23 protein-coding genes are annotated in these 25277 nt (G+C 57.3%); 4 read left to right on the top strand and 19 right to left on the bottom strand.

Annotated elements, in window-relative coordinates:
• Positions 1-62: 62 nt before the first annotated feature.
• The 5 genes from ACR0J7_RS11130 to ACR0J7_RS11110 all read right to left on the bottom strand — a co-directional run bounded on the left by ACR0J7_RS11130 (position 63) and on the right by ACR0J7_RS11110 (position 6325).
• Positions 63-2048 carry a beta-galactosidase gene (locus ACR0J7_RS11130; RefSeq protein WP_480914303.1) on the bottom strand — a complete coding sequence of 662 codons (1986 nt, stop codon included), beginning with the start codon at positions 2046-2048 and terminating at the stop codon, positions 63-65.
• Positions 2045-3691, bottom strand: coding sequence for an amino acid ABC transporter permease (locus tag ACR0J7_RS11125; RefSeq protein WP_480914301.1), 1647 nt, complete (start codon positions 3689-3691; stop codon positions 2045-2047). Before ACR0J7_RS11125 ends, ACR0J7_RS11130 begins: the two co-directional genes overlap by 4 nt.
• Before the next feature lie 66 nt (positions 3692-3757).
• Positions 3758-4507: a basic amino acid ABC transporter substrate-binding protein gene (locus tag ACR0J7_RS11120; protein ID WP_480588615.1), complete on the bottom strand. Its 750-nt coding sequence runs from the start codon at positions 4505-4507 to the stop codon at positions 3758-3760.
• 22 nt (positions 4508-4529) lie between these two features.
• The gene (locus tag ACR0J7_RS11115; RefSeq protein ID WP_480914299.1) at positions 4530-5576 is read right to left on the bottom strand and encodes a LacI family DNA-binding transcriptional regulator; all 1047 of its coding nucleotides are present in this window, start codon (positions 5574-5576) and stop codon (positions 4530-4532) included.
• Complete coding sequence (locus ACR0J7_RS11110) at positions 5576-6325, bottom strand: sugar phosphate isomerase/epimerase family protein (protein WP_480507016.1); 750 nt, start codon at positions 6323-6325, stop codon at positions 5576-5578. The genes ACR0J7_RS11115 and ACR0J7_RS11110 overlap by 1 nt, the downstream gene beginning before the upstream one ends.
• 256 nt (positions 6326-6581) lie before the next feature.
• Between ACR0J7_RS11110 and ACR0J7_RS11105 the strand changes: the two genes are divergently transcribed.
• The 3 genes from ACR0J7_RS11105 to ACR0J7_RS11095 all read left to right on the top strand — a co-directional run bounded on the left by ACR0J7_RS11105 (position 6582) and on the right by ACR0J7_RS11095 (position 8781).
• Positions 6582-6674, top strand: a complete 93-nt coding sequence (locus ACR0J7_RS11105) for a hypothetical protein (RefSeq protein ID WP_480899914.1) — start codon at positions 6582-6584, stop codon at positions 6672-6674.
• Positions 6675-6765: 91 nt separating this feature from the next.
• Entirely contained in the window at positions 6766-7815 is a 1050-nt protein-coding gene (locus ACR0J7_RS11100) for a glucokinase (protein WP_480899913.1), read from the top strand.
• A 39-nt stretch (positions 7816-7854) separates the two neighbouring features.
• Entirely contained in the window at positions 7855-8781 is a 927-nt protein-coding gene (locus tag ACR0J7_RS11095) for a carbohydrate kinase family protein (protein ID WP_480914296.1), read from the top strand.
• Positions 8782-8904: 123 nt separating this feature from the next.
• Here the strand turns inward: ACR0J7_RS11095 and ACR0J7_RS11090 are convergent, their stop codons facing one another.
• The 13 genes from ACR0J7_RS11090 to hutI all read right to left on the bottom strand — a co-directional run bounded on the left by ACR0J7_RS11090 (position 8905) and on the right by hutI (position 23224).
• Positions 8905-9660, bottom strand: a complete 756-nt coding sequence (locus ACR0J7_RS11090) for a methyltransferase domain-containing protein (protein ID WP_480914294.1) — start codon at positions 9658-9660, stop codon at positions 8905-8907.
• Positions 9657-10277: a pimeloyl-ACP methyl esterase BioG family protein gene (locus tag ACR0J7_RS11085; protein WP_480914292.1), complete on the bottom strand. Its 621-nt coding sequence runs from the start codon at positions 10275-10277 to the stop codon at positions 9657-9659. The genes ACR0J7_RS11090 and ACR0J7_RS11085 overlap by 4 nt, the downstream gene beginning before the upstream one ends.
• Positions 10274-11560 carry an adenosylmethionine--8-amino-7-oxononanoate transaminase gene (bioA, locus tag ACR0J7_RS11080; protein WP_480914290.1) on the bottom strand — a complete coding sequence of 429 codons (1287 nt, stop codon included), beginning with the start codon at positions 11558-11560 and terminating at the stop codon, positions 10274-10276. The genes ACR0J7_RS11085 and bioA overlap by 4 nt, the downstream gene beginning before the upstream one ends.
• Entirely contained in the window at positions 11557-12177 is a 621-nt protein-coding gene (gene bioD, locus ACR0J7_RS11075) for a dethiobiotin synthase (protein ID WP_480899908.1), read from the bottom strand. The genes bioA and bioD overlap by 4 nt, the downstream gene beginning before the upstream one ends.
• Complete coding sequence (locus tag ACR0J7_RS11070) at positions 12174-13307, bottom strand: 8-amino-7-oxononanoate synthase (protein ID WP_480899906.1); 1134 nt, start codon at positions 13305-13307, stop codon at positions 12174-12176. Before ACR0J7_RS11070 ends, bioD begins: the two co-directional genes overlap by 4 nt.
• Positions 13304-14284, bottom strand: a complete 981-nt coding sequence (bioB, locus tag ACR0J7_RS11065) for a biotin synthase BioB (RefSeq protein ID WP_480899904.1) — start codon at positions 14282-14284, stop codon at positions 13304-13306. Before bioB ends, ACR0J7_RS11070 begins: the two co-directional genes overlap by 4 nt.
• 114 nt (positions 14285-14398) lie before the next feature.
• Positions 14399-15247, bottom strand: coding sequence for a carboxylating nicotinate-nucleotide diphosphorylase (gene nadC / locus ACR0J7_RS11060; RefSeq protein WP_480870433.1), 849 nt, complete (start codon positions 15245-15247; stop codon positions 14399-14401).
• On the bottom strand, positions 15244-16812 hold the full coding sequence (locus tag ACR0J7_RS11055) for an L-aspartate oxidase (protein WP_480899902.1): 1569 nt from the start codon (positions 16810-16812) through the stop codon (positions 15244-15246). The genes nadC and ACR0J7_RS11055 overlap by 4 nt, the downstream gene beginning before the upstream one ends.
• A gap of 6 nt (positions 16813-16818) precedes the next feature.
• Positions 16819-17868, bottom strand: coding sequence for a quinolinate synthase NadA (gene nadA, locus ACR0J7_RS11050; protein WP_267366643.1), 1050 nt, complete (start codon positions 17866-17868; stop codon positions 16819-16821).
• Between the two features lie 142 nt (positions 17869-18010).
• Entirely contained in the window at positions 18011-19693 is a 1683-nt protein-coding gene (gene hutU / locus ACR0J7_RS11045) for a urocanate hydratase (RefSeq protein WP_480899900.1), read from the bottom strand.
• Positions 19690-20484, bottom strand: a complete 795-nt coding sequence (gene hutG / locus ACR0J7_RS11040) for an N-formylglutamate deformylase (RefSeq protein WP_480899898.1) — start codon at positions 20482-20484, stop codon at positions 19690-19692. The genes hutU and hutG overlap by 4 nt, the downstream gene beginning before the upstream one ends.
• Positions 20481-22019 (bottom strand): histidine ammonia-lyase, encoded by a 1539-nt coding sequence (gene hutH / locus ACR0J7_RS11035; protein WP_480914286.1) that lies wholly within the window; start codon positions 22017-22019, stop codon positions 20481-20483. Before hutH ends, hutG begins: the two co-directional genes overlap by 4 nt.
• Complete coding sequence (hutI, locus tag ACR0J7_RS11030; protein WP_480914284.1) at positions 22016-23224, bottom strand: imidazolonepropionase; 1209 nt, start codon at positions 23222-23224, stop codon at positions 22016-22018. The genes hutH and hutI overlap by 4 nt, the downstream gene beginning before the upstream one ends.
• A gap of 82 nt (positions 23225-23306) precedes the next feature.
• Here hutI and ACR0J7_RS11025 point away from each other — a divergent pair, with 82 nt between their 5' ends.
• Positions 23307-24671 carry a formimidoylglutamate deiminase gene (locus ACR0J7_RS11025; protein WP_480914282.1) on the top strand — a complete coding sequence of 455 codons (1365 nt, stop codon included), beginning with the start codon at positions 23307-23309 and terminating at the stop codon, positions 24669-24671.
• On the opposite strand, the gene ACR0J7_RS11020 is transcribed toward ACR0J7_RS11025, so the two are convergent.
• Positions 24668-25216: a HutD/Ves family protein gene (locus ACR0J7_RS11020; protein ID WP_480899893.1), complete on the bottom strand. Its 549-nt coding sequence runs from the start codon at positions 25214-25216 to the stop codon at positions 24668-24670. The genes ACR0J7_RS11025 and ACR0J7_RS11020 overlap by 4 nt on opposite strands.
• Positions 25217-25277: the final 61 nt, after the last annotated feature.

Here is a 25277-nt window from a genome sequence, read left to right as displayed (position 1 = left end):
TCCGTCAGTCCAAAAGTGACAGTTTGCGAAAATCTTATGTCCAGTTTCGCGATTTGACACGTCTAAGCTGATTTATGAGGCGCCGCATTCTCCTGCCAAACGGTAATGTCCTTTGGATTGACCGGATCTGAACCAAGCAGAATTTGACGTGCACGACCAGCAGGCAAAGGCTTTGAAACGTCACTGAAGTTGAACGCGTAGTAGGTCGAGCCGCGTTGGGTTATGCGCATATCGGGGTCGCAAGGCGTTGCATTTATCCCAGCCCAGTTCAGTACCTCCCCGACAATCGCCTGCAAAAGCTCATTTCGCGGAACCATTGCCAGATAGGTCGTGCGGTCAGAACGGATGACCGCCGGACTGGCATCGCAATAAGCGCTCTTGAAGCGGGCTAAAACGCGCTCTTTGGTCTCGACAATTTCACGCCAACCCGTGAATTCAAATTGCTGCCCATCGGGAAGAACCACAGCCTCATGCGCAAGTGAAGGAAGTGATTCGACGCGCGTGACACGGATACCTGTTAACTTTGCCAGTTCGCCTGGAGCCAGATTGGACGGGGTGTTCATCCCGGATGTCTTGCTGCCGGAACGAGCACCTATCAGAATCTTGGCCCCCGAAGCGTCAAGCTTGTCTGCAAGGTCAGCGGTCACGATCATGCTTTGAGGTAATATGATGAGGGCGTAGCCGCTCAGTTCATCTTCAGGGCCAACAAAATCAAGATCGACCCCAAAACCACGAATTGCAGTGTACCACTCGCGAAAAATCTGGGCATTGGGGAAATCGTTGTCATGTGGCAGGATGTCCGCCGCCCAGATAGAGGTATAATCCAGTAGCATTGCAACCCGTGATTTTGCCCGTCTCTCGGGCGGCAAAATGGCGCGATCCTTCACGATCTCAGCCAATTCAACAGCGGCCTGATCCGGGCTGCCATCTGACCGCAAAATCGCAGTATGGTATTGCTCTTGCGCAGATTTTGCCTGTCGCCAGCGAAAAAACATCACGGCTTGCGCGCCATGTGCATAGGCCGCCCAGGTCCAAAGCCGAACCATCCCCTCTGCCGGCGACGGATTCTTGTCAGCCCAATCCACCGGGCCCGGCTGCTGTTCCAGCACCCACATCCGACCGCGCCCCTGACTGCGATACAAATCACAATGAAAGCCCTGATAATCCGGTGCGCCGGTGCGCAGATAGCGGCGCTTTTCCTCATCTGAAAGGGTAGAGCCCAATAAGTTCCCTAGCGGGTAGCTGTCGAACCCGACAATATCCAGATCAGCCGCTACGGCGTGGTGATCGAATTCGAAACTACCTGCCATGAAGTTATGGGTAATATCCCGGCCCGGCGCATATTTGCGCAGAACATCCACCTGCGTTTTGTTGAACAGACGAACTCGATCGGAAGAATAGCGCGCGAATTCCAGAGCATGGGCTGGATTGGGCGTGGCGACCAGCCCGTTGGGCAGTTCGATCTGACCAAACTGAGAGTAGAGCGACCCCCAGAAAACGGTTCCCCACGCGTCATTCAACGCATCGATTGCCCCGTATCGTTCCTCCAACCAGTTCTGAAAACCTGTTCGCGCGGCATCGGAATAGCTGAGAACTGTATCGTGGTCGTTGTACTCATTGTCGATCTGCCACGCTTGGACATACGAATTCTGACCATATCTGCGGGCATATTCAGTTGCGATCCTTTGCGCCTCGGCCAGATAAACCTCACTGGAAAAACAATAATGCCTGCGCGAACCGTACCCTCTGACCCGACCATCCGGCCCAACGGGCAGGATTTCGGGATACTCATCGATCAACCATTTGGGGGGGGCGGCTGTTGGGGTGGACATCATGACCCGCAGACCAGCCTGACCCAGTATCTCGATCACTTCATCCAGCCAGTCCCAGTGGAACTGACCGCGCGCGGGTTCGATCAGACCCCAGGTGAATTCAGCAATCCGCACCCAATCCAACCCCATGTCTGCCATTTGGGCGGCATCGTCTCGCCATTGCGAAGGGTCCCACTGTTCGGGGTAGTAACAAACCCCAAGTTCCAGCGCGCTCATCGTGTGTCCTTTGCTGTGCGTCGTTCGATCCACTTCAGGAAACTGGCACAGCCGAGTGTGAGAACGACATACAGGATTGCCGCCGTATTGAAGGGTGCAAAGGGCAGAAAGCTAGCCGCCTGAAATTCGCGCATCCTCTGGGTCATGTCGCGGACGGACAGGATAGACAGCAATGACGTGTCCTTGATCATCGCGATAAACTCATTGCCAAGCGGTGGAGTGACAATCCGCAGGGCCTGCGGCAGAACGATAAGCCGCGCCGTATGCCAGCGCGACAAACCCAGAGAGCTGCCCGCCTCCAATTGGCCTTTCGGTATCGCCTCGATCCCGGATCGGAAAATTTCGGCCATATAGGCGGAATAACCAACTGAGATCGCGATGATCCCGCGGGTCATATTGGTCATGTCGATACCGCCGCCGGTGGCGTCTTTGACTGCGCCCGCCAGTGGCAGTCCGATATAAAGAATGATCACCAGCATCGGAATGCCGCGTATCGTATCCACGAAAAACTCGGCCCCGACCGCCAGAGGATGCAGCTTATGCTGAGCCCCGCCAATGGTCAGTGTCAGCAACAAAAACCCGAACACGGCAAATGCCAGGGCCGGATTGCGGTATTTGTCGGGTAGAAATCTTGTTTGCCACAGGACCGGATAACCTTGTGTATGGGCATCGGCCGGGACAAAAGCGCCCGAGACACTGTCGACCGTTTCGATCTGTTCAAGCGCGGCAGTGGCATCGGTTGCGCTGCGAATGCGATATTGCTGACCGTCGGCCCCTTCGAACTCACCAAACCGGATAACGTCAGCCTGCGCCTGCGGCGTGCCGCGCACAACCGCGATACGCCCCTCGGTGCTGCCCACCAGAACAAAGCTGACCTGCGGCTGCATGAAGAAAAAGGCCGAGGCTGCCAGCAATGCCAAACTGATCGAACCATAGACGACCGTAGTACGCGCCTTTGGCTTAAACGATTGCAACCCGACCCAGACCAAACCAAGAATGGCCGCGAAGACATAGGCAAAGATGGCCGCGCGGAAAGTAATGGCCACCCCGGTCGCGAACTGCCAATGAGCCATGAACATGAGATAAAACAGTACTGCGCCTGTGAGACTCTCCAACCCCAACAAGACGCGCCCGCGCCAGGGTGGCTGCAAACGTGCCGACAATAGGCAAAGCGCGACTACAGCTGCGTAAACCGCCAGGATAACCTGTAATCCCGTCTGAACCCTGGCGATCACGTCCGGAAACAGTACCCAGGTCTGATTGGACCGATCGATGAGGGGCGAGGTGTTTTCGCTGAGCGCATGAAAGAAGACCGACTCGGCAAATGGCATCAGAAGTTGCGGAGAAACAAAGCTGATGACCAAAAGCGTCGCAGCCGCCGGTAACGCGGCAAGCGCGCAGAGCCGCAACCAGCCGGGGGAGTTCTGTGAAAACCGCACGTAGCGTGCGCAAAGATATCCAAGGATCGCAACGGTTGCAATCAGCAGAAATCCAACAAAGATGGCCACCGCATCTGTGCCGATCCCCAGAATTGCGACCAGAGACCGCAAGTATTTTGAGGATGTGGCGAACAGGTAGATAATAAAGGGCGCTGCTGCGAGCAACACCAGGTTACTCGGGCGGATCGTGCTGAGGCGCGACATGGAACTTCTCCGCTATGACAAGGCCCGGCGGCACTGGCCGCCGGACCAAAAAAGGGCGCTAATGGATCAGTTGGTGCCCCAGTATTTGGCTGTCAGCTCGTCCAGCGTTCCATCCTCCTGAATGGCTTTAAGACCGGCGTTAATAGCGTCCACCGTCGGATCGCCTTCCTGAAACACGATACCCAATGGATCGGATTGCAGGCCTGTGATGCCAACAGTCAACTCGCCCGCAAATTCCTGCTCATAGGCCGCCGCCGATGTGCCATCGATGATCACGCCCTGAACGTCTGCGTTTTGAAGCGCCAGAATGGCGGCCGAGAAGTTGTCGTAAAGGCTGACATTCTCGCGCCCGACAAGCTCTTCCGCCAATTGGGCGTTGGTCGTCGCAGTTTGCGCGGCCAGTTTCTGACCACCGGCTTTGAAATCCTCAAGTGTCATGTCAGCATTATCGACCTGCAACAGAATGGCCTGGCTGACAACGATGTAAGGCTCGGAAAAGTCCATGGTTTCTTCGCGTTCCGGTGTGATCGACACGCCCGAGATAACCAGATCGAACTCGCCCTGCTGAAGGGCCGCAAAGATACCGTCCCAGGCGGTGTTTACGAAGTTGGGAACGCAATTGACCTTTGCACAGATCGCATTCATCACATCGACGTCAAAGCCCACGATCTCTCCGGTTGTTTCATCCACGGTTTCCATCGGTGGATATGTCGCATCGGTTCCGATTTTCAGAACACGACCTTCCAGGTCAGCAGCAAAAGCCGCTGGAGCCATCAGTGTCGTGAGAGTGGCAGCGGCAAGTAGGTTTTTAATCATGTTCAGTTACTCCTTTGTTGGATCAGGTGGTCTGCGCCGCATCCGGCGCCGGGGTGTCAGGTTGTCGCTCGATCAATGTGGCCCTGATCTTTTTCTGAATCTCGGACGGATCGACCCCGTCCAAAGCTTTCAACATGAACTCACCCAGCAGACGGCTTGTTTCAGCAATCGGCAAGTAATAAGTGCTGGGTGGCGGTACAAAATACTGGCTGAGCTTCAAGTCATCGTTCGAGATGACCACAACGTCCCTGCCAACCTGCACTCCGGCTTTGTCGGCAGCTGACAGCGCCCCAAGGGTTATGGCCTCATTGGCGCAGATGATGGCGCTCGGCGGTTTCGGCAACTGCATAAGCGTCGCAAATTTCTGCTGACCGGATTCCGCGGTGGTCGGGCCGGTGGAAACCAGTGCCGGATCGAACTCCACACCGCATTCTGACAGCGCATCAGCATAACCCCGGCGGCGTTGTTGCGCATAGATCAGGTCATCCGGCGGGTTTATCAAAGCGATGCGACGATGCCCCAGCGCAAGCAGCCGGGTCGTGGCATCATAGGCCGCTGCCTGACTGTCGAGGTCCACATAAGGATGCGGTTGAGGGCTGTCGCTCATGCCGTATGTGACAAAAGGAAAGCCCTGCCCCTGCAGATACGCGACGCGTTCATCATGAACCCGCGTGCCGGAAAAGATCACGCCATCAGCCTGCCCTTCCTGCACGATGGACTTCAACGTTTGCAGCGCGGCCTCGCCATCACATGCGCTGAATACACTCAGCTGATAGCGTGATCCCATTAGTGCATTGGATATTCCGGCCAGAATTCGCGTAAACTCTACACCTTCCCACTCTTCCGCCGCATCACTTGAAACACTGACCATGACCGCAATTCTATAGGATTTATTAGTGCGCAGCTTTAGGCCATCCAGATTCACCCGGTATCCCAGCTCCGATGCAACTTTCTGAATCTCTTCCCGGGTTTCCCGCTTCACCGATACGGAATCCCGCAAGGCATTCGAGACTGTGCCAACGGAATACCCGGTACTTCTGGCAATCGATTTGATCGTCGCCCGCGCCATCACTCAAACCCTGCCAATTGTTCCGTCAAAAACGACCGACCCGTTTGCAGCGTGCGTACGTGATCTGCGGTTTCGTCATGTTCGACAAACAGGTCCGTGCAGTTGGTCGAGGAAAGCGCGCGCAAGGTTGCGTTCCAGTTAACCACGCCTTCGCCCATATCGCGCCAGCGCGCGTCACCTGTTCCGCCTGCTGGGTCGATATCCTTTGCATGCACGGACAGGATTCGATTGGCGTTGCGGCGGATCGCGTCCGCCGGATCCAGGCCAGCCGCAACCAGCCAACCGATATCTGGCTGCCAAAAGACATCTCCGCCGGAAAGGATCAGGTCAAGAGGTGTGTCGCCAGCCTCACCGATAAGATCAAAATCATGATTGTGATACGCAAGGCTGATACCATGATCTGTCAGTTGGTTTGCCCATTTGGACAACTGGCCCGACACCGCCCTCCATCCCTCGGCAGCGTCGGGCCGCACCTGGGGCGCCAGCCAAGGCATGACAGCCACCCGGCATTCCATTAGGTTTAATACTTCGACGATATCCGTAAATCGCCCTTCAAACTCTTCCCAATCAAAATGTGCTGACCGAACAGTAAGGCCTGACCCGATAATAATGCCAGCCATCTGAGCGGGGGTCAGGCCATGCAAGCCGGTGGTTTCGACATCTGAATACCCGCAGGCCGCAACCAATTGCAGTTGATCTGCAAGATCACCGCATTGTCGCACTGTGTAGAGTTGGGCAGAAACTCGCATCCCTCACCATTGAAACGTTTCAATTAAGGTGGATTATGAATTATAACCATGTCAAGCGCCGTATAGATGCGATCCGTACGGCCAACCCTGAATAAAGCGCCGAACCTTTGCCCAAAACCCAGATGGGGTGGGCAATCGAGCCTTTTTTTTCAACCGATTTCAGATCCAAACAATGAAGGGCTATACGAGCGGGCTACCAATCTGTATCACCGAAAACGGTATGGCGAGCGCGGAACGTCTTTAGAATGATGATCGCATGGATTATCTCAACCGACACCTGGCTGCCGTAAGCGACGCTTTGGCACAAGGTGTTCCGGTAAAGGGCTGTTTTGTCTGGTCACTACTGTGACAAATGCGAATGGGCCTTCGGATGTGGAAAAAGGTTTGGACTGGTGGACGTGAAATTTGAAACGCTTGAGAGAACACCCAAAGCGTCTTTCATGGCGCTCAAGTCTGCCCTTTCCGGGGGTCAGAACGTCTCTCAGACGTTAGCGCAACCATCCAGTGCAGTGCATGAGCATTGGAATCTGGTTGCTGACATAGGGGGCACCAACACGCGGCTGGGCGTGGTGACGAACGGAGAGCTGACAGACCTTCGCAAGCGCCCGACGGGGACACTGGAAGATCTGCTTGAAGCGTTTCACGCGCTTCGGGATGAAATCGGAACAAATCCACAGGCGGTCGTGGCGGCGGGGGCGGGCCCCGTCCGGAACGGCACGATTCGGCTGACAAATGCCAATCTGGACCTGTCCGAGGCCGAATTGGCAAAGGCCACTGGTGCCAGTCATACGTTTGTAATTAATGATTTCACCGCTGCAGCGTGGTCGGTGGCTGAAGTAACCCAGAAAGATGTTGCCGTCTTGCAAGGTCACGCGACACCGCCCGCAGGCACGCGATTGGTGGTGGGCCCCGGCACAGGGCTTGGCGTGGGGGCGTTGCTGTTTTCCGAGGGCCACTATCACACAGTCTCTGGCGAAGGTGGGCATGTGGGCCTGTATCCGCGTCACCGCGACGAAGTTGACATCTTTGAAGCAGCCCGCAGCATTGCGCCTGAGTGTTTTTTTGGTGACAGCCTCGCGCTGGAAGCTGAAATGTTCCTGAGCGGTACGGGCTTGCCTATCCTCTATCAGGCGATCGGGCTGGCGGCAGGCCAAATACAGACACCAACGCGCTCGGCGAAAGACATTCTGCTTGATGCCCGCGACCGTTCTGACCCCATCGCGGTACAGGCCGCTCGGATGTTCAACACCCATCTGGGGGCTTTGATGGGCGACATGGCCGTCACACTGATGCCTGCGGGCGGAGTATTTCTTGTTGGCGGTGTCGCAGAAAAGAACCGCTGGTTATTCGGTGATGAGTTCAGAGAGGCGTTCAACGGCGGTGGCCGTTTCAGCGAACTGCGCCGCTCATTGAACCTGTATGTGTCCGAGCAAGCAGAATTCGGCATCATCGGGGCGAACAATTTCTGCAAGAACGCTTTGATGCGATAGCAAGTCTTCCTGACAAAATATTTTGAAAAGGACTACGAAATGATCCTGTGCTGTGGTGAAGCCCTGATCGACATGATTTCCGAGCCGACAGTGTCGGGCGCACAAGGATTTGTACCGCACACAGGTGGGGCGATATTGAACACGGCGGTCGCAGTCGGTCGTCTGGGTGTTTCCGTCGGAATGCTGACCGGTGTGTCGTCTGACATGTTTGGCCAACAAATTACAAAGGCGCTGATTTCAAGCCACGTTGACACGTCACATGTGATCGTCTCTGACCGCCCCACGACCCTTGCGTTCGTACAGCTAAAAGACGGTCACGCCACTTACAGCTTTGTTGATGAAAACACCGCCGGACGAATGCTGCAACCCGAGGACATGCCAGACCAGCTTACAGCCGTGTCCGCCTTATATCTTGGGGGTATCAGTCTGGCATGTGAACCCTGCGCGGATGCCTATGCCTCACTTCTGAATCGCCACGGAGCGGATCGCGCAGTGATGTTGGATCCGAATATCCGACCGGGCTTCATCAAGGATCAGACCCGGTATCGAACCCGTCTGAACCGCATGATTGCGCAATCCGATATTGTGAAGGTTTCAGACGAAGATCTTGACTGGATCATCCCGGGAGCCGAACCCGAGGCCGCCAAAGCGTCTCTTTTGTTGCAGACCGGTCCGTCAGCCCTCATCGTGACCAGGGGTGGCGACGGGGCGAATGGGTACCTGGCCGACGGATCCAAGGTTTTGGTTCCTGTGAGACCTGTTCAGGTTGTCGACACAATCGGCGCGGGCGACACGTTTAACGCTGGTGTTCTGACTGAACTCAGCCGCGCAGGGCATTTGACAAAGCAGGGGCTGCGCAATCTGACCTCTGAAAGCTTGCGGGCGGCCATGGCGTTGGGCGCAACTGTTGCCGCCGTAACAGTATCACGCGCCGGGGCAGAACCGCCCTGGGCACATGAGATTTGATTGCCTGCAAAACCCGAAAAAACGAACTGGTGACAATCGCTTCAAGGCCGAGGGCCGTGGCTGCGGAGATTGCGACCGTCTGGCAGGCTCACAAATTACGTTAGGCCACGGCAGAATAAGCACCTATCGCTTCCGGGCAATGATCCACACGGGATGATATGTCAGTGAGACCCCGCGATCCGTGCCGAACTCCTTAGCGTATTCGTTTTCGAACCGAGCCAGCGTGGACTTGGTCCATGTCCCTTGCGCCCTGCCGTTTACACCTGTTCTTCGCAAATACCTAAGTACCTCGCGAGGCGTATCGAAATAGGTTTGCCTCAGGCTTTCACCAACGGCCAATACCTGCATCGGGCCGTCGGCAGCAGCGGCAAGAGCAGTCGGCGTAGTAAGACCCGGTGCACGCGCAGCTGATCCGATCGCGCTAAGCTCTTGATATTGCTGAGGGCCAAAACCCGAAACCGCCAACCACCCGCCGGGCTCCAGCGCGTCCATCGCTTTGTGAAGCAATTGCAACGGGCTTTCCATCCATTGGATCATCGAAGCCGAGGCGATCAGATCAATCCGGGAAGGCCAGTGAACTTCACGCGCATCACCGGCAATGAACGTGGCCTGTTCCGCATCCGCCGTTGCCTGAGCCTGCGGCGCGATGTCGTTCAATATGAGGTTTGGCAGGTGAAATTTTTGTCGCATCAGACGGGTCAGATGCCCTGTGCCACATCCCAGCTCGAAGACAGTTTCAAAGCGGTCCGGGGCTCCGGCACGACGCAGTTCGGACACCAGCTTGCCTGCAACCCAGGCTTGTTGACTTGCCGTATCGTGGTAGGTTTGAAAACTTCTGCTAAAGCTCCGCTGCACCCTGTCTGCCAGTTGCGCTGTCATGATACCCAACTCGCCCAACTTTGCTCCGGTAGGAATGGTACGTGCGGCCCCGCAACATGCGCGACTCGGGCCGAGGTTGAGGCCCATGCGGCATCTTGGGCCGATGTCGGAATGATCCGGTCGTTTGTGGGTATCCACACCCTGTCAAAACCTGGATCAGGGGCGGACCCGCGCTGTATCACCGCAATTAGCTCTTGCTGCGCCGCGACTATATCGAGTTCCGGGGGCTCACCTGGCAAACCTGCACGGCGGCAGAACTTGGCGAAGCTGCGCTCGGAAAGCTGAGCCGCTGTTGCCTTGATCATGTTAGGCGCAATGCCACGCTCCGGGCACGCCGGGTGCAAAGTGCCGCTGATGGCGATCAATCGGTCGGGACGAAAGCCCGAGCACGCCAGCCAATGCGCAGCCGATGCGACACCAAAGGAAAAGGCCAGCATATCTATGTGATCGAAACGGCCGAGATCAGGCAGGGGATCATCGAGGCTGGTGTAACCTTCCACCAACAGAATATTCCCGCCCCCCGTAAGACCCCGGAACGGAGCATCGCCCAATGCCCAACCACCGAACACAAGGGTCAAAGTACTGTCACCTGATTGCGCCAGCCAACGGCTTTTCATTTCTGCCCCCCAGCCAGAGCAAGCATCGCAGACGTTACCCTGCTCAGTTCGTCAGGTGAAATGACATAGGGGGGCATGCAATAAATATTGCGAGCGAACGGGCGCAGCCAAACACCGGTTTCCGCGGCCAATCCATGTGCGATGGAGGGGTCGACTCGCTCTTCCATCTCGATAACGCCGATTGCGCCAAGCACGCGCACATCTGCAACACCGGGCAGATTGCGCGCGGGGGCGAGTTCGGCCTTCATCTGCTGCGAGAGTGATGCAACTTCCTGCTTCCAGTTTCGCTGTTGCAACTGGTCAAGGCTCGCCACCCCTGCCGAACAAGCCAAAGGGTTGGCCATGTAGGTGGGACCGTGCATCAAAACTCCGGCCTCACTTTCCCCGATCCCGCGCGCGACAGCCTCGGTCGCGATAGTGGCGGCCAAGGTGATATGCCCACCGGTCAGCGCCTTACCAAGACACAGGATATCCGGAACCACCCCCGCGTGATCCATTGCAAACATTTCGCCGCTGCGTCCGAATCCAGTCGCGATTTCATCAAAGATCAGCAAAACGTCATGCGCATCACACAAAGCACGCGCCCCGCGCAACCATGCGGGGTGATAGAAATACATCCCACCTGCGCCCTGCACCACCGGTTCAAGGATCAGTGCGGCAATCCTGTTGCCTTTGTCGTTCAGCAACGCCTCTAGCGCCTCCAACCCGTTCTCGGAAGGGTCGTCGAACCACTCATCACCGAACTGGATGTGGGGGCGTGGCAGAAAGTGCTGGATCGACAACGCACCGCGAAACAGACCATGCATCCCGTTGACGGGATCACAAACGCTCATCGCTTTCCATGTGTCGCCATGATAGCCACCCCGGATCGTGGCAAATTCAGACCGTTCGCCCCGGCCTTTGGCAATCTGGTACTGGACTGCCATCTTCAACGCGACTTCAATCGCGACCGAGCCGCTGTCGCTGTAGAAAATGCGATCCAGGCCATCTGGCAGAAGGTCGACCAACCTGCGCCCGAGTTCCACGGCGGGTTCGTGGGTCAGACCGCCAAACATCACATGCGGCAGTGTATTCAGCTGCTTTTGCATCGCATCGATGATGGCCGGGTGCCTGTGCCCATGCACCGTACACCACCAGGACGACATTGCGTCGATCATTCTGATGCCATCAGCACGCGTCAGCCAGACACCTTCTGCCCCGGTAATCAGGTGCATCGGGCCGGGTTCAAGCACATGTGTATAAGGGTGCCACAGATGGCGCGCATCAAATTCCAACGGGGTCACAGGAACCTCCGAATGGTCGCCACATCGATTGCCGAAAATGCGCTGTTCAGGCGCTGCGGTGTCAGGTCGCTCAGAAATGGCAGGCGTCCCAGATGATGCACTTTACACATCTCGACGATGGTTTGCTCTACGTCCGGCACGGGGTCACCCACGAATGCGACGCCGACAACCTCGCAGCCAGCAGCCCGAAGCGCCATTAGGGACAATGTGGTGTGGTTGATCGTTCCCAAGGCGGTGCGCGCTACAAGAACAACCGGAGCCTGCCATCCGGCAATCACGTCCAGAAAGAAGGACTGGCGGTTCAGTGGCACCATAAGGCCCCCTGCCCCTTCGACAACCAGAGGCCCGTCCACTTTCGGAATTTCAAGACGCGAGAGGTCAATCTCAACGCCCATGTCTTCGGCAGACAGATGCGGTGAGGCGGGCATGTTCAGCCGGTACGCTTCGGGCAGGACCTCGGCACCGCTCAGCGCGCTGACGGTTTCAGTGTCTGTAACATCCTCAAGACCAGACTGAACAGGTTTCCAGTACTGGGCCTGCAACGCTGCCGCCAGACCTGCTGAAAACACGGTTTTTCCAACACCTGTGTCGGTTCCGGTAACGATCAGCGCGCTCATGCGGCCTCCGACTGACAGATTGAGATAGTTGTGAACAAGGCCGAGATATCCTGAAGGGTGACATTTCCGGTAATCGAGATGCGCAACCGGGATGTGCCTTTTGGGACAGTGGGCGGGCGGATGCCCCGAACGTCAAAACCCTGCTGCTGCAAAGTAGCCGCCATCGCCATTGTGCGCTCGTCATCTCCCAGTACAACCGGGATGATCTGGCTGTTCAACGCGGCTGCGGGCAACCCCAGTTCCCGTGCGGCGTCATGGGCATGACGCATACGTTTGTGCGCGCCTTCAACCAGGCTGACATCCTCGGCCAGTTCCCGTAGCGCAGCACGAACCAGAGAAGCGTTCAAAGGCGACGGAGCGGTCGCAAAGATGAAGGGACGAGCGCGGTTGATTAGGGTATCTATCATTACGCGCGGACCGCAGATCAGCCCACCTGAGACACCAAGCCCTTTACCACAGGTATGCAATGTCAGCAGATCAGCGTTCAGGTCATGCGCAAGCCCCCTGCCTCGTTGTCCAAAAACACCGGTGGCGTGGGCCTCATCAACAACCAAAACCGCGTCAGTTTCGCGCGCAAGTACGGACAAGTCTTCCAGCGGCGCCAGATCACCTTCCATCGAATACACGCTTTCGACGGCAATCCAGACCTGACCCGAACCGCCTGCAGATTGCCAGTCGCGCAATACGTTGCGTGCATCCGCAACATCATTGTGACGGAAGGCACGCAGGTCTGCCCGGCTGGACCGCATACCTTCATGGGCGCTCGCGTGAACCAGGGCGTCATAAAGGACCAAATCCTCAGCCGCTGGCAACGTGGAGAAGATTGCCTGATTGGCCTGGAACCCGCCTCCCATGAACAGCGCGGCCTCAGCCTCAAAGAATGCGGCCGCTTCCCGCTCCAGCGCTTCATGTTCAGGGTGGTTGCCCCGCAACAGACGTGAACCTCCCGAACCTACAGGCACACCCCGCGACAGCGCATCATGTGCCGCACGTTGTAACACTTGAGATCCGGCAAGACCCAGATAGTCATTCGACGCGAAATCCAGCCCTTGCGTCGGGATCAAGGCCCGGCGGCGGTGCCGGGCTTGAAGCGCATCAAGCATCGATTCCAGTCGGTTGACTGCTTTCATTCGGCAGCTTCCGTGCAGTTTCGCGTTTCGGCTTTTTCAGCTTGCAGGCCAAGTTTGGCAAACAGGACCGCGTCGGTGTCTTCTTCGGGGTTTTCTGCTGTCAGTAGCGTTTCGCCAACAAAGATCGAGTTGGCACCGGCGAAAAAGCACATCGCCTGCATCTCGTCACTCATGTCGCTGCGTCCGGCCGAAAGCCGCACATAGGACTTGGGCATCAGAATGCGGGCCGTTGCAATGATCCGCACAAAGTCGATCGGATCGATCGGCTCGGCGTCGGCAAGCGGGGTATCGGCCTGCGGCATCAACATATTGATCGGCACCGAGTCCGGCGGAGGCGTCATGTTGGCCAATGTCAGCAACATGTCGATACGGTCGCCAGTATGTTCACCCATCCCCAGAATGCCGCCCGAGCAAACCTTGATCCCGGCTTCCTGCACCCGGTTCATCGTGTCAATCCGATCCGCAAAAGTACGGGTGGTGATGACTTCGGAGTAATAGCGTTCCGAGGTGTCGATGTTGTGATTGTAATAGTCCAAACCGGCATCGCGCAGCTGCACCACCTGGGTGTCGTCGAGCATACCCAGCGTCATGCAGGTTTCCATACCCAGTTCCTTGACGCCCTGGACCATCGCGACCAGCGCATCCATGTCACGCGCCTTTGGCTCGCGCCACGCCGCCCCCATGCAAAACCGGGTCGCGCCGCCATCGCGAGCTTTCTTGGCCTCGGTAAGAACGCGCTGAACCTCGATCAGCTTCGACGCGGGCAAGGTTGATCCATTGCGGGCTGATTGCGAGCAATAGGCGCAATCCTCGGCGCAGCCACCAGTCTTGATCGACAATAGCTTCGAGGTCTGGATCTGGTTCGGATCAAAGTTTTCGCGATGCACGGTCTGCGCACGAAACAAAAGATCCATCAACGGAAGATCGTGAATAGCTTGCGCAGTTTTACGGGTCCAGCCGGAGTGTGGGATGATCATTTTATCTATAAAACTTCCTGCAGCTTGCGTTGCTGTGGATTTATTATCGATAAAACTTGAATACGCAACTGTGTTGGCGCAAACGATCATAAATCAAGCGGAAATGCCGCGCCTTCAGAAATCGAGCCCCAGATCGACGGTGCGGGCGGAATGCGTCAAGGCACCGGACGAGATGTAATCCACCCCTGTCGCCGCAATTGATGCGACCCGTTCCAACGTTACATTGCCGCTGGCTTCGGTCTTCAACCGCCCGCCCACCATGGCAACCGCTTCGCGCAGCATGTCATTGTCCATGTTGTCCAGCAGAACCACTGAAGCACCGCCAACGTCCAGCACTTCGGCAAGCTGGTCCAGTCGATCAACTTCAATCTCGACCGCCATCATGTGACTGGCCTGTGCCTTGGCGGCTTCAAGGACCTGCCGAATGCCACCTGCCGCAGCAATGTGGTTGTCCTTGATCAGGATCGCATCTGATAAGGAATAGCGGTGGTTGAAACCGCCACCGTGCAGCACGGCCTGTTTTTCCACGATGCGCAGGCCTGGCGTGGTTTTGCGCGTGCAGGTCATGCGGGCCGTAGTGCCGTTGGTCTGCTCCACAAATGCGGCTGTCATTGTGGCAATACCCGTCAGGCGTCCGGCAAAGTTCAGAGCGACGCGTTCGCCGGACAGGATCGATGCGGCAGAGCCCTTGATGGTCATCAGTGTATCACCGCGTACGCAACGCGAACCATCCTTGATCCGCACGTCAACCTCAAGCGACGGGTCCACAAGCCGGAACGCGATTGCGGCGACCTGCATCCCCGACACGACGGCGTTTTCGCGCGCGTTCAGTCTGGCAGTATAGGTTGTTTCCTGTGGGATCACGGCGCGGGTTGTCACATCACCGTAGCTTCCCAGATCCTCCATCAGCGCAGCGCGAACCATGGGTTCCAGGATCAGATCTGGCAGAATCGCATTTGTCATGACAGTTCCTCGCAGGCTTTGGCCCGAATGCTCATTGCTTCGGACAAATACATCCGGGACCGCTCTCCGGGCCCATCATTGGCTTTTGGAAAATCGGATCGCTTGTGTGCACCGCGGCTTTCTTCACGGTGCAAAGCAGCAGCAGCGATCAGGGTCGCGGTGGCACACATGTTGCAAAATGACGGGCAGGCATCGTGCTGCGCCTCCAACTGCGCAATAGTTTGCAGAGCACGGATTAGGCCCGTCCGGTCCCGGACAACACCAACGTCGCGCGTCATGGTTTCGCGCAACTCCTGGATAGCCCTTGTCGTGTCTGGAGTCACCACATGGACAAACTGCAATGTAACGGGGTCGGCATTTGACACCACCGGAACGGAAGCCCCGATGCTTTCGGCGCAGATGCGCGCAAAGACAAGCGCCTCAAGCAGCCCGTTCGAGGCCAGCCGGTTGGCGCCGTGAAGGCCGGTCGAAGATGCCTCGCCGCAGACCCAAAGCCCGTCAAGTGTCGCGCGACCGTCAGTGTCGGTGGCAATACCACCCATGTGATAATGCGCTGCCGGTGCGACCGGGATCGGTTCGTTGACCGGGTCGATACCGTTGCGCGCGCAGTATTCAGCAACTGCCGGGAACAAGTCCGTTATCTTCGAGCCCAATGCGGTGCGGGTGTCCAGCATGGGTCGGTTGCCTGCCTGCACTTCGGCAAAAATCGCACGCGCAACAATGTCTCGCGGGGCGAGTTCCGCGTCCGGGTGAACGGATAACATGAACCGCTCACCCTTATTGTTGATCAGGGTTGCCCCTTCGCCGCGCAACGCTTCGGTTGCCAGCGGTGCCGGATCTTCACCAACATCCATTGCCGTCGGATGAAACTGAACGAATTCGGCGTCAGCAATAAGCGCACCAGCACGTGCGGCCATCCCGATGACCTGCCCGCGAATGCGTGCCGGATTGGTCGTCAAGGCATACAACCCGCCAGAGCCACCCCCGGCAAGCAACACAGCAGGCCCGCAGATCGTAACGGGCTCGGACCCTGTTTCTGATGCGTCCTGAACCGTGACACCTGTCACCCGACCGTTTGATACGTCCAGCGCCGTGGCAAAGACACCTTCCAACACCTGAACCGAGGGCGTTTCATGCACCCGTTCGATCAGGGCAGCCATGATTTCACTACCTGCCTGATCCCCCTTCACCCGTACGACACGGGCGAAGCTATGCGCCGCTTCGCGTGACAACACGTAACTGCCATCCTTGGTGCGATCGAATGGTGTGCCCAATGTCGTCAGGTCAAGGATATATTGCCGAGCCTCGCGCGTGACCAGATCGGCAACGGCCGGAACGACTATTCCTGCGCCAGCCTTGACGGTGTCCAGGCTGTGGCTTTCCGGGCTATCCGACAAATCCATTGCCGCGGCCACACCGCCTTGCGCCCATGAGGAACTTGCACCTTCGCCCAAAACATCGGGTGAGATTACAACCACTGGCCGCGGCGCGAGCTTCAATGCTGCATAAAGCGCGCCGATGCCAGCACCCACAATAATGACGCGATCCGTGGTGACTTTGGTCATTTCAGATCAAATGCCGAGCTTGCGGGACAGATCAATCATCGCCTGAACGGATTTTCGCGCCTTTTCAGCCACATCTTCGGCGACCTCGACCTGCCCTTCCATCGTGTGCAGGGCGAAGAGGATCTTTTCAAGCGTGATTTTCTTCATATACGGGCACATGTTGCATGGCCCTACAAATTCGACCTCGGGCAATTCATCGGCAATGTTGGATGCCATCGAACACTCGGTGATCAGCATCGCCTTTTTCGGCTTTTCATCATGCACGTATTTGATGATGCCGCTGGTCGAGCCGGAATAGTCTGCCTCGGCCACCACATCCGGCGGGCATTCAGGATGCGCGATAAGCCGTGTTCCCGGGTTCCATTCGCGGAAGTCGCGCAGGTCCTGTGCCGTGTATTGTTCATGCACAATGCAAGAGCCGGGCCAATACACCACATTCTTGTGGCTTTGATTGGCAACATTTTGCGCCAGGTACTGATCCGGCGTCATGATGACCGTATCACTTTCCATGGCGTTGACGATCTGAAGCGCGTTCGAAGAGGTGCAGCAGATATCCGAAGCTGCTTTGACCTCGGCAGTGGTGTTTACATAGGACACAACCGGCGCGCCGGGGTATTTGGCACGCATTTCATCGATTCCCTCAGCGGTGATCGATTCTGCCAACGAACAACCAGCATCCATGTCGGGCATCAGAACAGTCTTCTGAGGGCTGAGGATCTTTGATGTCTCGGCCATGAAATGAACACCGGCCTGAACAATCACATCTTCTTCGACTTCACTGGCCTTGATCGCAAGCTGCAAACTGTCCCCAACGAAATCGGACACACCGTGAAAAATCTCGGGCGTCATGTAATTGTGCCCAAGGATCACGGCATTACGCTCTTTCTTGAGCGTATTGATGGCTCGCACGTAAGGCGCGTAGATTGCCCAATCTGGTGGGCTGACCACGCGATCCATGCGGGCAAACGTGTCTTTCATCTCATTGGCCAGTGCGGCCGATGGGGCAAGGTCATAAACGTCCGAAATCACCGAGCGGACATGTGCAATATCGAGCAACGGGTAGCCACCTTTGTCAGTTGCCTTCAACCCCACGGGGTTGTTGAACGGCTTAGCCCTAGCCGAAACAGCACCGGTTCGAAACTGGAAAATGTGACGTTAGCGCTAAGGCAAACCGACAAAACAAAGGTTGGCGTGGTAATCAGCCCAAAATGCCCGGCAATCGCAGCCCATGTTCGCGAGCGCAGGCTTTCGCGTCCTCGTACCCGGCGTCCGCATGACGCCAAACGCCTGACGCGGGATCATTCCAGAGCACCCTCTCCAATCGCTTGGCGGCGGCATCGGTTCCGTCTGCGCAGATGACGACGCCTGCATGCTGACTGAACCCCATGCCAACGCCACCGCCGTGATGCAGCGAAACCCAGGTCGCACCCGAGGCCGTATTGACAAGCGCATTCAGCAGCGGCCAGTCCGAAACAGCGTCCGAACCGTCCTTCATCGCCTCGGTTTCGCGGTTGGGTGAGGCAACAGAACCACTGTCAAGATGGTCTCGGCCGATGACGACCGGAGCTTTCAATTCGCCGTTTCTAACCATCTCGTTGAACGCCAGCCCGGCCTTGTGGCGATCTCCTAGCCCGATCCAACAGATCCGCGCCGGCAGGCCCTGAAACGCAATACGCTCCTGCGCCATGTCCAACCAGTTGTGCAGATGGGTATTGTCGGGGAACAGTTCCTTCATCTTGGCGTCGGTCTTGTAGATATCTTCAGGGTCGCCGGACAACGCGCACCAGCGGAAGGGACCGATACCCCGACAAAAGAGCGGGCGAATGTAGGCGGGCACGAAGCCTGGGAAAACAAAAGCGTTCTCCAACCCCTCATCCTGAGCCACCTGTCGGATGTTGTTGCCGTAATCCAACGTCGGCACGCCCGCGCTCCAAAAGTCCACCATTGCAGCGACGTGTTGCTTCATCGAAGCACGTGCAGCCTTTTCGACCGCCTTCGGGTCACTTTCGCGCTTGTCTTTCCATTGCGCCATGGTCCAACCAAGCGGCAGGTAGCCATTTACCGGATCGTGGGCACTGGTCTGATCCGTGACAATATCGGGGCGCATCCCGCCAGCTTGCATCCGAGCGTAAATTTCCGGGAAGATTTCAGCGGCATTTCCCAACAGACCAACGGATTTCGCTTCGCCTGCCTTGGTCCAGCGATCAATCATTGCCAGCGCTTCGTCCAGCGTCTCGGCTTTTTCGTCCAGGTATTTTGTACGCAAGCGAAAGTCGATGCTGTCCGGGTTGCATTCCACGGCCAGACAACAAGCCCCTGCAAAGACAGCGGCCAGAGGCTGCGCGCCGCCCATTCCACCCAGTCCCCCGGTCAGGATCCACTTACCTGTCAGGTCACCGCCATAGTGCTGACGCCCGGCCTCGGCAAAGGTTTCATAAGTGCCCTGCACGATGCCCTGTGTACCGATATAGATCCACGAGCCAGCGGTCATCTGGCCGTACATCATCAGACCTTTCTTATCGAGCTCGTTGAAGTGGTCCCAATTGGCCCAGTGCGGCACAAGGTTCGAGTTAGCGATCAATACGCGGGGTGCATCGCTATGGGTGCGAACAATGGCAACCGGCTTGCCGGACTGGACGATCAGCGTTTCATCCTCTTCCAGATCCTTCAGGCTGGCAACGATGGTGTCAAAATCCTTCCACGTCCGCGCCGCGCGGCCAATCCCGCCATAGACCACCAGCTCATGCGGGTTTTCGGCCACGTCCGGATGCAGGTTGTTCATCATCATCCGCAATGGCGCCTCGGTCATCCAGCTTTTGGCGTTCAGTTCTGGTCCGGTGGGCGGAAAGATGTCACGGGTGTTTTTGCGAGGATCGGTCATCGGGCAAGCTCCAATGCTGTGTCATTGAGGACGTCTAGAATGTCTTTCAACCAACGGCGGAGACGGTTGGCTTTGGCGGTGTCAAAAGTCCAGGGCGGCATTTCTGAGGTCAGGTAGGTCGACTGCGCCAGCTCCATCTGGATCGCGTGAATACAGTTATCCGGATGTCCGTAGTGGCGTGTCGTCCACCCGCCTTTGAAGCGCCCGTTCAAAACGGTGCTGTAAGGGGATGAAGAGGCGAACTCATGTGCAATTGTTTCGATTTCCAATGCACAGGTCATCCCGTTATTTGTGCCAATGTTCATGTTGGGCAATACGCCGTCGAACAGAAAAGGAATGCGGCTGCGGATTGAGTGGCAATCATACAGCACAGCGATGCCATGGATCGCCTTCACCCTCTCCAGTTCGGCCAGCAAAGCGGCGTGATATGGCGCATGAAATGCGTCACGCCGTTCAATGATATCTTTTTCAGTTGGAGGGATGTCCCAGATGTCCTGCCCGTCGAAATCCGTCAGCGGCACTAGGGTCGTCGTGTTCTGTCCAGGGTAAAGGGAAGTACCGCTCGGGTCACGGTTGGCGTCGATCACATAGCGATGAAAGGTGGCCCGGACCGTGGTAGCACCGGGCAAAAGCCCGTCGTAAAGCATGTGGATGTGCCAATCCGTATCTGCCAGCGCCCGACCCTGTGCATTCAGTTTGGCATCAATCGCCGCAGGCACATAGGTGCCCGTGTGAGGCAGCCCCAAAACAATTGGACTATCGCCCTGAACTACTTCGACTGGATCAGTCATGCGCCAAGCTCCGGCATGGCGACACCAGCGCCATCGGAAATCTCACCGCTTGCAATAAGGGCCGAGGCTGCTTCGATGTCATTTGCCATGTACCTGTCATCTTCCAACGCCGGTACAACAGAACGCAGACGCGCCATGACACCTTGAAGGCTTTCACTGGTTGGCAGCGGCGCGCGATATTCAACCCCTTGCGTTGCGCACAGCAACTCGACCCCCAGGATACGTTCCAGATTGGTCACCATTTGCCCCAGCCGCCGTGCGCCATGGGCGGCCATTGACACGTGATCTTCCTGATTGGCCGAAGTCGGTGTTGAATCCGTGACGCAAGGATTGGCCAGATGCTTGTTTTCGCTCATCAGTGCGGCTGTCGTGACTTCGGCAATCATCAGGCCAGAGTTCAAACCGGGGTTGGGTGTCAAAAACGGAGGCAAATCAAAGCTGAGCACCGGATCGACGATCAGCGCGATGCGTCGCTGCGCAATCGCCCCGATCTCGGCCACTGCCAGAGCAATCATGTCGGCGGCAAACCCGACCGGTTCTGCATGAAAGTTTCCGCCTGATACGATCAACCCGGCCTCGGCCAGAACCAGAGGGTTATCGGTGGCGGCGTTGGCTTCGGTTTCCAGTGTCACCGAAGCCTGACGCAGCACATCCATCGCGGCACCAACAACCTGCGGCTGGCAGCGGATGCAGTACGGGTCCTGAACCCGCGTATCACCGTCCCGATGGCTTTCGCGAATGACCGACCCAGCCAGTAGCGCGCGCATGGTTGCGCCCGCTTCGATCTGGCCCCGGTGACCACGCAAGGCGTGAATTTCGGGCTGCAAAGGCGCGGTAGACCCCATAATCGCATCAGTTGTCAGGGCTGAAGTGACCAAAGCGCTTTGCGCCGCCCGCCAAGCGCCGAAAAGCCCCGCCAGCGCAAACGCCGTCGAAAACTGAGTGCCGTTGATCAGCGCCAGACCTTCTTTGGGACCAAGTTCGACCGGGGTCAAACCTGCCGCTGTCAGTGCATCGCCGCCAGACATAACGGTACCGCCAAACTCAGCCTCGCCCTCGCCCATCATGACGGCTGCCATGTGCGAAAGCGGTGCCAAATCACCCGAAGCGCCAACAGACCCTTGTGCCGGGATCACCGGTGTCACGCCTGCGGCCAGCATCGCTTCCAGCAGGTCAATCAGTTCCAACCGCACACCCGACGCGCCACGTCCGAGGCTGAGCAGTTTAAGCACCATCATCAGCCGCGCAACTGCACGCGGGATCGCTGGTCCGACGCCACAGCAATGGGACAGGATCAGGTTGCGTTGCAGCGTCGCGGTATCCTCGGCCGCGATCTTGACGCTTGCCAGTTTTCCAAAACCCGTGTTGACCCCGTAAACGGCGGCTTCGCCAGTCGCCGCCTCAATGATGCGAGCGTGCGCCGCAGCTATGGCAGGCCTGCAATCCGGGTTCAGTCGAACGGCGCATTCCTGGCGAAAAACCTGTTCCAGATGCGCCAGAGACACAGCGCCGGGAGTTAACGTCAGAGTGGTCAAAATGCGCCTCCGAATATGCGGGCGTGAAGGGGATTAAAACCGATGCGGTAGGCAAGCTCGGCCGGGTGAGTGACATTCCAGACAGCCAGATCCGCCCGCAGGCCTTGGACGATCCTGCCGCAGTCTCTCAGGCCCAGTGCACGCGCGGCATTTACGGTGACACCTTTCAATGCTTCCTCGGGTGTCATTCGAAACAAGGTGCACCCCATGTTCATCGCAAGCAAAAGCGACGTCATCGGAGCCGAGCCCGGATTGCAGTCGGTCGCAAGGGCCATTGGCACGTCGTACTTGCGCAACAGATCAATTGGCGGTTGTTGCGTCTCGCGCAGGGTGTAGAAAGCCCCGGGCAGGATCACGGCCACCGTGCCTGCCGCTTCCATGGCTTTGACACCGCTTTCGTCCAGATACTCAATGTGGTCGGCAGAAAGCGCACCATAGCTTGCAGCAAGTTTCGTACCGCCCAGGTTGGACAGTTGTTCAGCATGCAGTTTGACCGGCAGTCCTAGTTCCTTGGCAACGTCAAACAGTGGCACCAGTTGGCCGGGCAGGAAGGCAATCCCTTCGCAAAAGGCGTCCACTGCGTCTACCAATCCCTCGGTATGAGCCGCGCGGAGCGTCGGAATGCAGACTTCGTCGATATAAGCCTCGGGCCGGTCTTCATACTCGGCGGGCAATGCATGAGCGCCCAGAAAGCTGGTTACAATGCGCACCGGGCGGCTTTCCTGCAAGGCCCGCGCGGCGCACAGCATGGTCAGCTCAGTTTCACGATCAAGCCCATAGCCCGATTTGACCTCGATCACCGAGACCCCTTCGGCGATCATCGCGTCCACGCGCGGCAGGGCCTGCGCAATCAAATCCTCTTTATTGGCCGCACGCGTGGCTTTCACGGTCGAAATAATACCACCGCCCGCGCGGGCCACCTCTTCATAGCTGGCACCGTTAAGGCGCATCTCGAACTCAGCCGCGCGGTGGCCGCCATGCACTACATGGGTATGGCAATCGATAAGAGCCGGCGTCACCAACCGCCCGTCCAGCGAGGTTTGAGAGAACGTCGCGCATTCTTCCGGCAACTGCGTCTTCGGACCGACCCACGCGATCCGGTCCCCACGCACGACAATCGCCGCGTCTTCGATCAATCCGTATGCATCCGCACCAACCATGGTCGCGGCGTGCAGATCTGTGAACAGATGATCGTGGGTTTGCATTCGAATCCCTCTTCGGTGCAATTCTCTCTTTTCTGGTACAGGTCTTTATGGCATATGTCTATTCATAAAACCGGAGGTAGGGATGACGGTCATTTTCGCAAAACGGGCCTTTCTGGCAGCCGGTTGGGCAGAGAATCTGCGACTCGAGATCAAGAATGGTCGCATTGCCCGACTGACACCCAATGCTGTCGCGCAAATCGGCGACACCCTTGTCGACACTCTACTGCCCGCTTTGGCCAACCTTCACAGCCATGCCTTTCAGCGCGCCATGGCGGGAATGACCGAATATCGGCTGGCTGGCCGTGACAGTTTCTGGACTTGGCGCGAACTGATGTATCGCTTCACAGCCCACCTGAACCCTGACCATATTCAGGCCATCGCCGCGCAAGTTTATGTCGAGATGCAGGAGGCCGGATACGCCTCGGTCGGTGAATTCCATTATCTGCACCACCAACCGAACGGGCAACCCTATGACAGAATTTGCGAACTCAGCGACCGGATCATGGCCGCCGCCGCCGAGACCGGAATTGGCCTGACCCATCTGCCCGTGCTCTACAGCTATGCAGGAGTTGGGGAAAAACCGCTGGAGGCGGGGCAGAGACGCTTTGGAAATGATGTGGACCGTTTTTGCGAACTTGTCGCGCAGGCGCGGGATGCGCTCGGTAGTCTTCCCGACGACTGTCGCGTCGGCATCGCGCCACACTCCTTGCGCGCCACCTGTCCGCGCGATCTGGCGCAAGTTGTGGCATCACAAAGTTCCGGTCCAATTCATATTCACATTGCCGAACAACCCAGAGAAGTTGAGGAAGTTCAGGCTGGCCTTGGCGCGCGTCCGGTCGAATGGCTGCTGGATAATGCCCCGGTTGATTCCAACTGGTGCCTGATCCATGCCACCCACATGACTGACGAAGAGACTCGCGCCATGGCCCATAGCAATGCCGTTGCCGGTCTGTGCCCGGTGACAGAAGCCAACCTGGGCGACGGGCCTTTCAACGGCCCTGTCTATCTGAGCGCAGGCGGCGCTTTTGGCGTGGGATCGGACTCCAACGTGTTGATTTCCATGACCGAAGAACTCCGCACACTCGAATACTCGCAACGACTGCGCGACCTGTCACGTAACGTGATGGTGGTCGGCGAAGGCTCGACCGGACAAACCCTTTATCGCGGCGCAGCTATGGGCGGCGCGCAGGCGCTTGGTCGCAATGCGGGGCAAATTACCGAAGGAATGCTGGCTGATCTCGTCGCCATCGACAGTCAGGCCCCTGCCCTTTGTGCACTACAGCCCCACCAGTTGCTGGATGGTTTAGTCTTTGCCGCCAAAGATAATGTCGTTACTGATCTTTGGTCCGCAGGCCGACACCAGGTTCAAATCGGGCGTCACATCCTGCGCGACAAAGTCGCGAACAACTACAAACAGGCAATAGGTGGGCTTCTTGCTGAGCTTTAGGTCCGGGTCTTATTGAAAATCACGCGAAGGATCTTAGAGCCCGCAGCCGGGCTGACCGTAACAGCGGCGTTCAGCGTCATTGCGTCTCCGGCAACCAGCTGCGTTTTGTCTGACATGTGGCCCATTCCCGAGACGACAAAGACGAACTCGCCCGCAGCCCCTTCGAATTCCTGATCATTTGCAAAAACGTTCACTACCACAACGACGATCTTTGGATCGTAGATCACATTGAGCGCACGACACGGCCCGCCCAACAGACGCGCATTCAGCGCGAGCGCTCCGTCGAACGAAACCGGCAGGAATGGTCGCACTGGTAAAACGCCACTATCGCCGAGCAAATCAAGCCCGGCGCCTTCGAAGATCGTGTGTACACGCGCCATGCCTGGAAATCGGGAAAATGGCCCATCCCGATCGATCCGGGCCACACTGATACGCCAGACGACGTGCTCGCCGACCCGCTTCGCGGCAAGTTCGGTTGTTACACCGCCACCATTGGCCCAAGGCGTAACCGCGCAATCCTGCAATCTTATAAGGTTCTGGGTCAAATTCTTTGCATCTCACCCTTAACATAGACATAATACTAATAAGTTCGAAAAAAATAGTGAG

The organism is Ruegeria sp. O4, assembly GCF_056535125.1.
This window is presented reverse-complemented; position numbering and strand designations above follow the sequence as displayed.

Coding starts and splice junctions, on each gene's coding strand:
- ACR0J7_RS11130 (WP_480914303.1), bottom strand. CDS start 2,048: ATGAGCGCGCTGGAACTTGGGGTTTGTTACTACCCCGAACAGTGGGAC.
- ACR0J7_RS11125 (WP_480914301.1), bottom strand. CDS start 3,691: ATGTCGCGCCTCAGCACGATCCGCCCGAGTAACCTGGTGTTGCTCGCA.
- ACR0J7_RS11120 (WP_480588615.1), bottom strand. CDS start 4,507: ATGATTAAAAACCTACTTGCCGCTGCCACTCTCACGACACTGATGGCT.
- ACR0J7_RS11115 (WP_480914299.1), bottom strand. CDS start 5,576: ATGGCGCGGGCGACGATCAAATCGATTGCCAGAAGTACCGGGTATTCC.
- ACR0J7_RS11110 (WP_480507016.1), bottom strand. CDS start 6,325: ATGCGAGTTTCTGCCCAACTCTACACAGTGCGACAATGCGGTGATCTT.
- ACR0J7_RS11105 (WP_480899914.1), top strand. CDS start 6,582: ATGGATTATCTCAACCGACACCTGGCTGCCGTAAGCGACGCTTTGGCA.
- ACR0J7_RS11100 (WP_480899913.1), top strand. CDS start 6,766: ATGGCGCTCAAGTCTGCCCTTTCCGGGGGTCAGAACGTCTCTCAGACG.
- ACR0J7_RS11095 (WP_480914296.1), top strand. CDS start 7,855: ATGATCCTGTGCTGTGGTGAAGCCCTGATCGACATGATTTCCGAGCCG.
- ACR0J7_RS11090 (WP_480914294.1), bottom strand. CDS start 9,660: ATGACAGCGCAACTGGCAGACAGGGTGCAGCGGAGCTTTAGCAGAAGT.
- ACR0J7_RS11085 (WP_480914292.1), bottom strand. CDS start 10,277: ATGAAAAGCCGTTGGCTGGCGCAATCAGGTGACAGTACTTTGACCCTT.
- bioD (WP_480899908.1), bottom strand. CDS start 12,177: ATGAGCGCGCTGATCGTTACCGGAACCGACACAGGTGTTGGAAAAACC.
- ACR0J7_RS11070 (WP_480899906.1), bottom strand. CDS start 13,307: ATGAAAGCAGTCAACCGACTGGAATCGATGCTTGATGCGCTTCAAGCC.
- bioB (WP_480899904.1), bottom strand. CDS start 14,284: ATGATCATCCCACACTCCGGCTGGACCCGTAAAACTGCGCAAGCTATT.
- nadC (WP_480870433.1), bottom strand. CDS start 15,247: ATGACAAATGCGATTCTGCCAGATCTGATCCTGGAACCCATGGTTCGC.
- ACR0J7_RS11055 (WP_480899902.1), bottom strand. CDS start 16,812: ATGACCAAAGTCACCACGGATCGCGTCATTATTGTGGGTGCTGGCATC.
- hutU (WP_480899900.1), bottom strand. CDS start 19,693: ATGACCGATCCTCGCAAAAACACCCGTGACATCTTTCCGCCCACCGGA.
- hutG (WP_480899898.1), bottom strand. CDS start 20,484: ATGACTGATCCAGTCGAAGTAGTTCAGGGCGATAGTCCAATTGTTTTG.
- hutI (WP_480914284.1), bottom strand. CDS start 23,224: ATGCAAACCCACGATCATCTGTTCACAGATCTGCACGCCGCGACCATG.
- ACR0J7_RS11025 (WP_480914282.1), top strand. CDS start 23,307: ATGACGGTCATTTTCGCAAAACGGGCCTTTCTGGCAGCCGGTTGGGCA.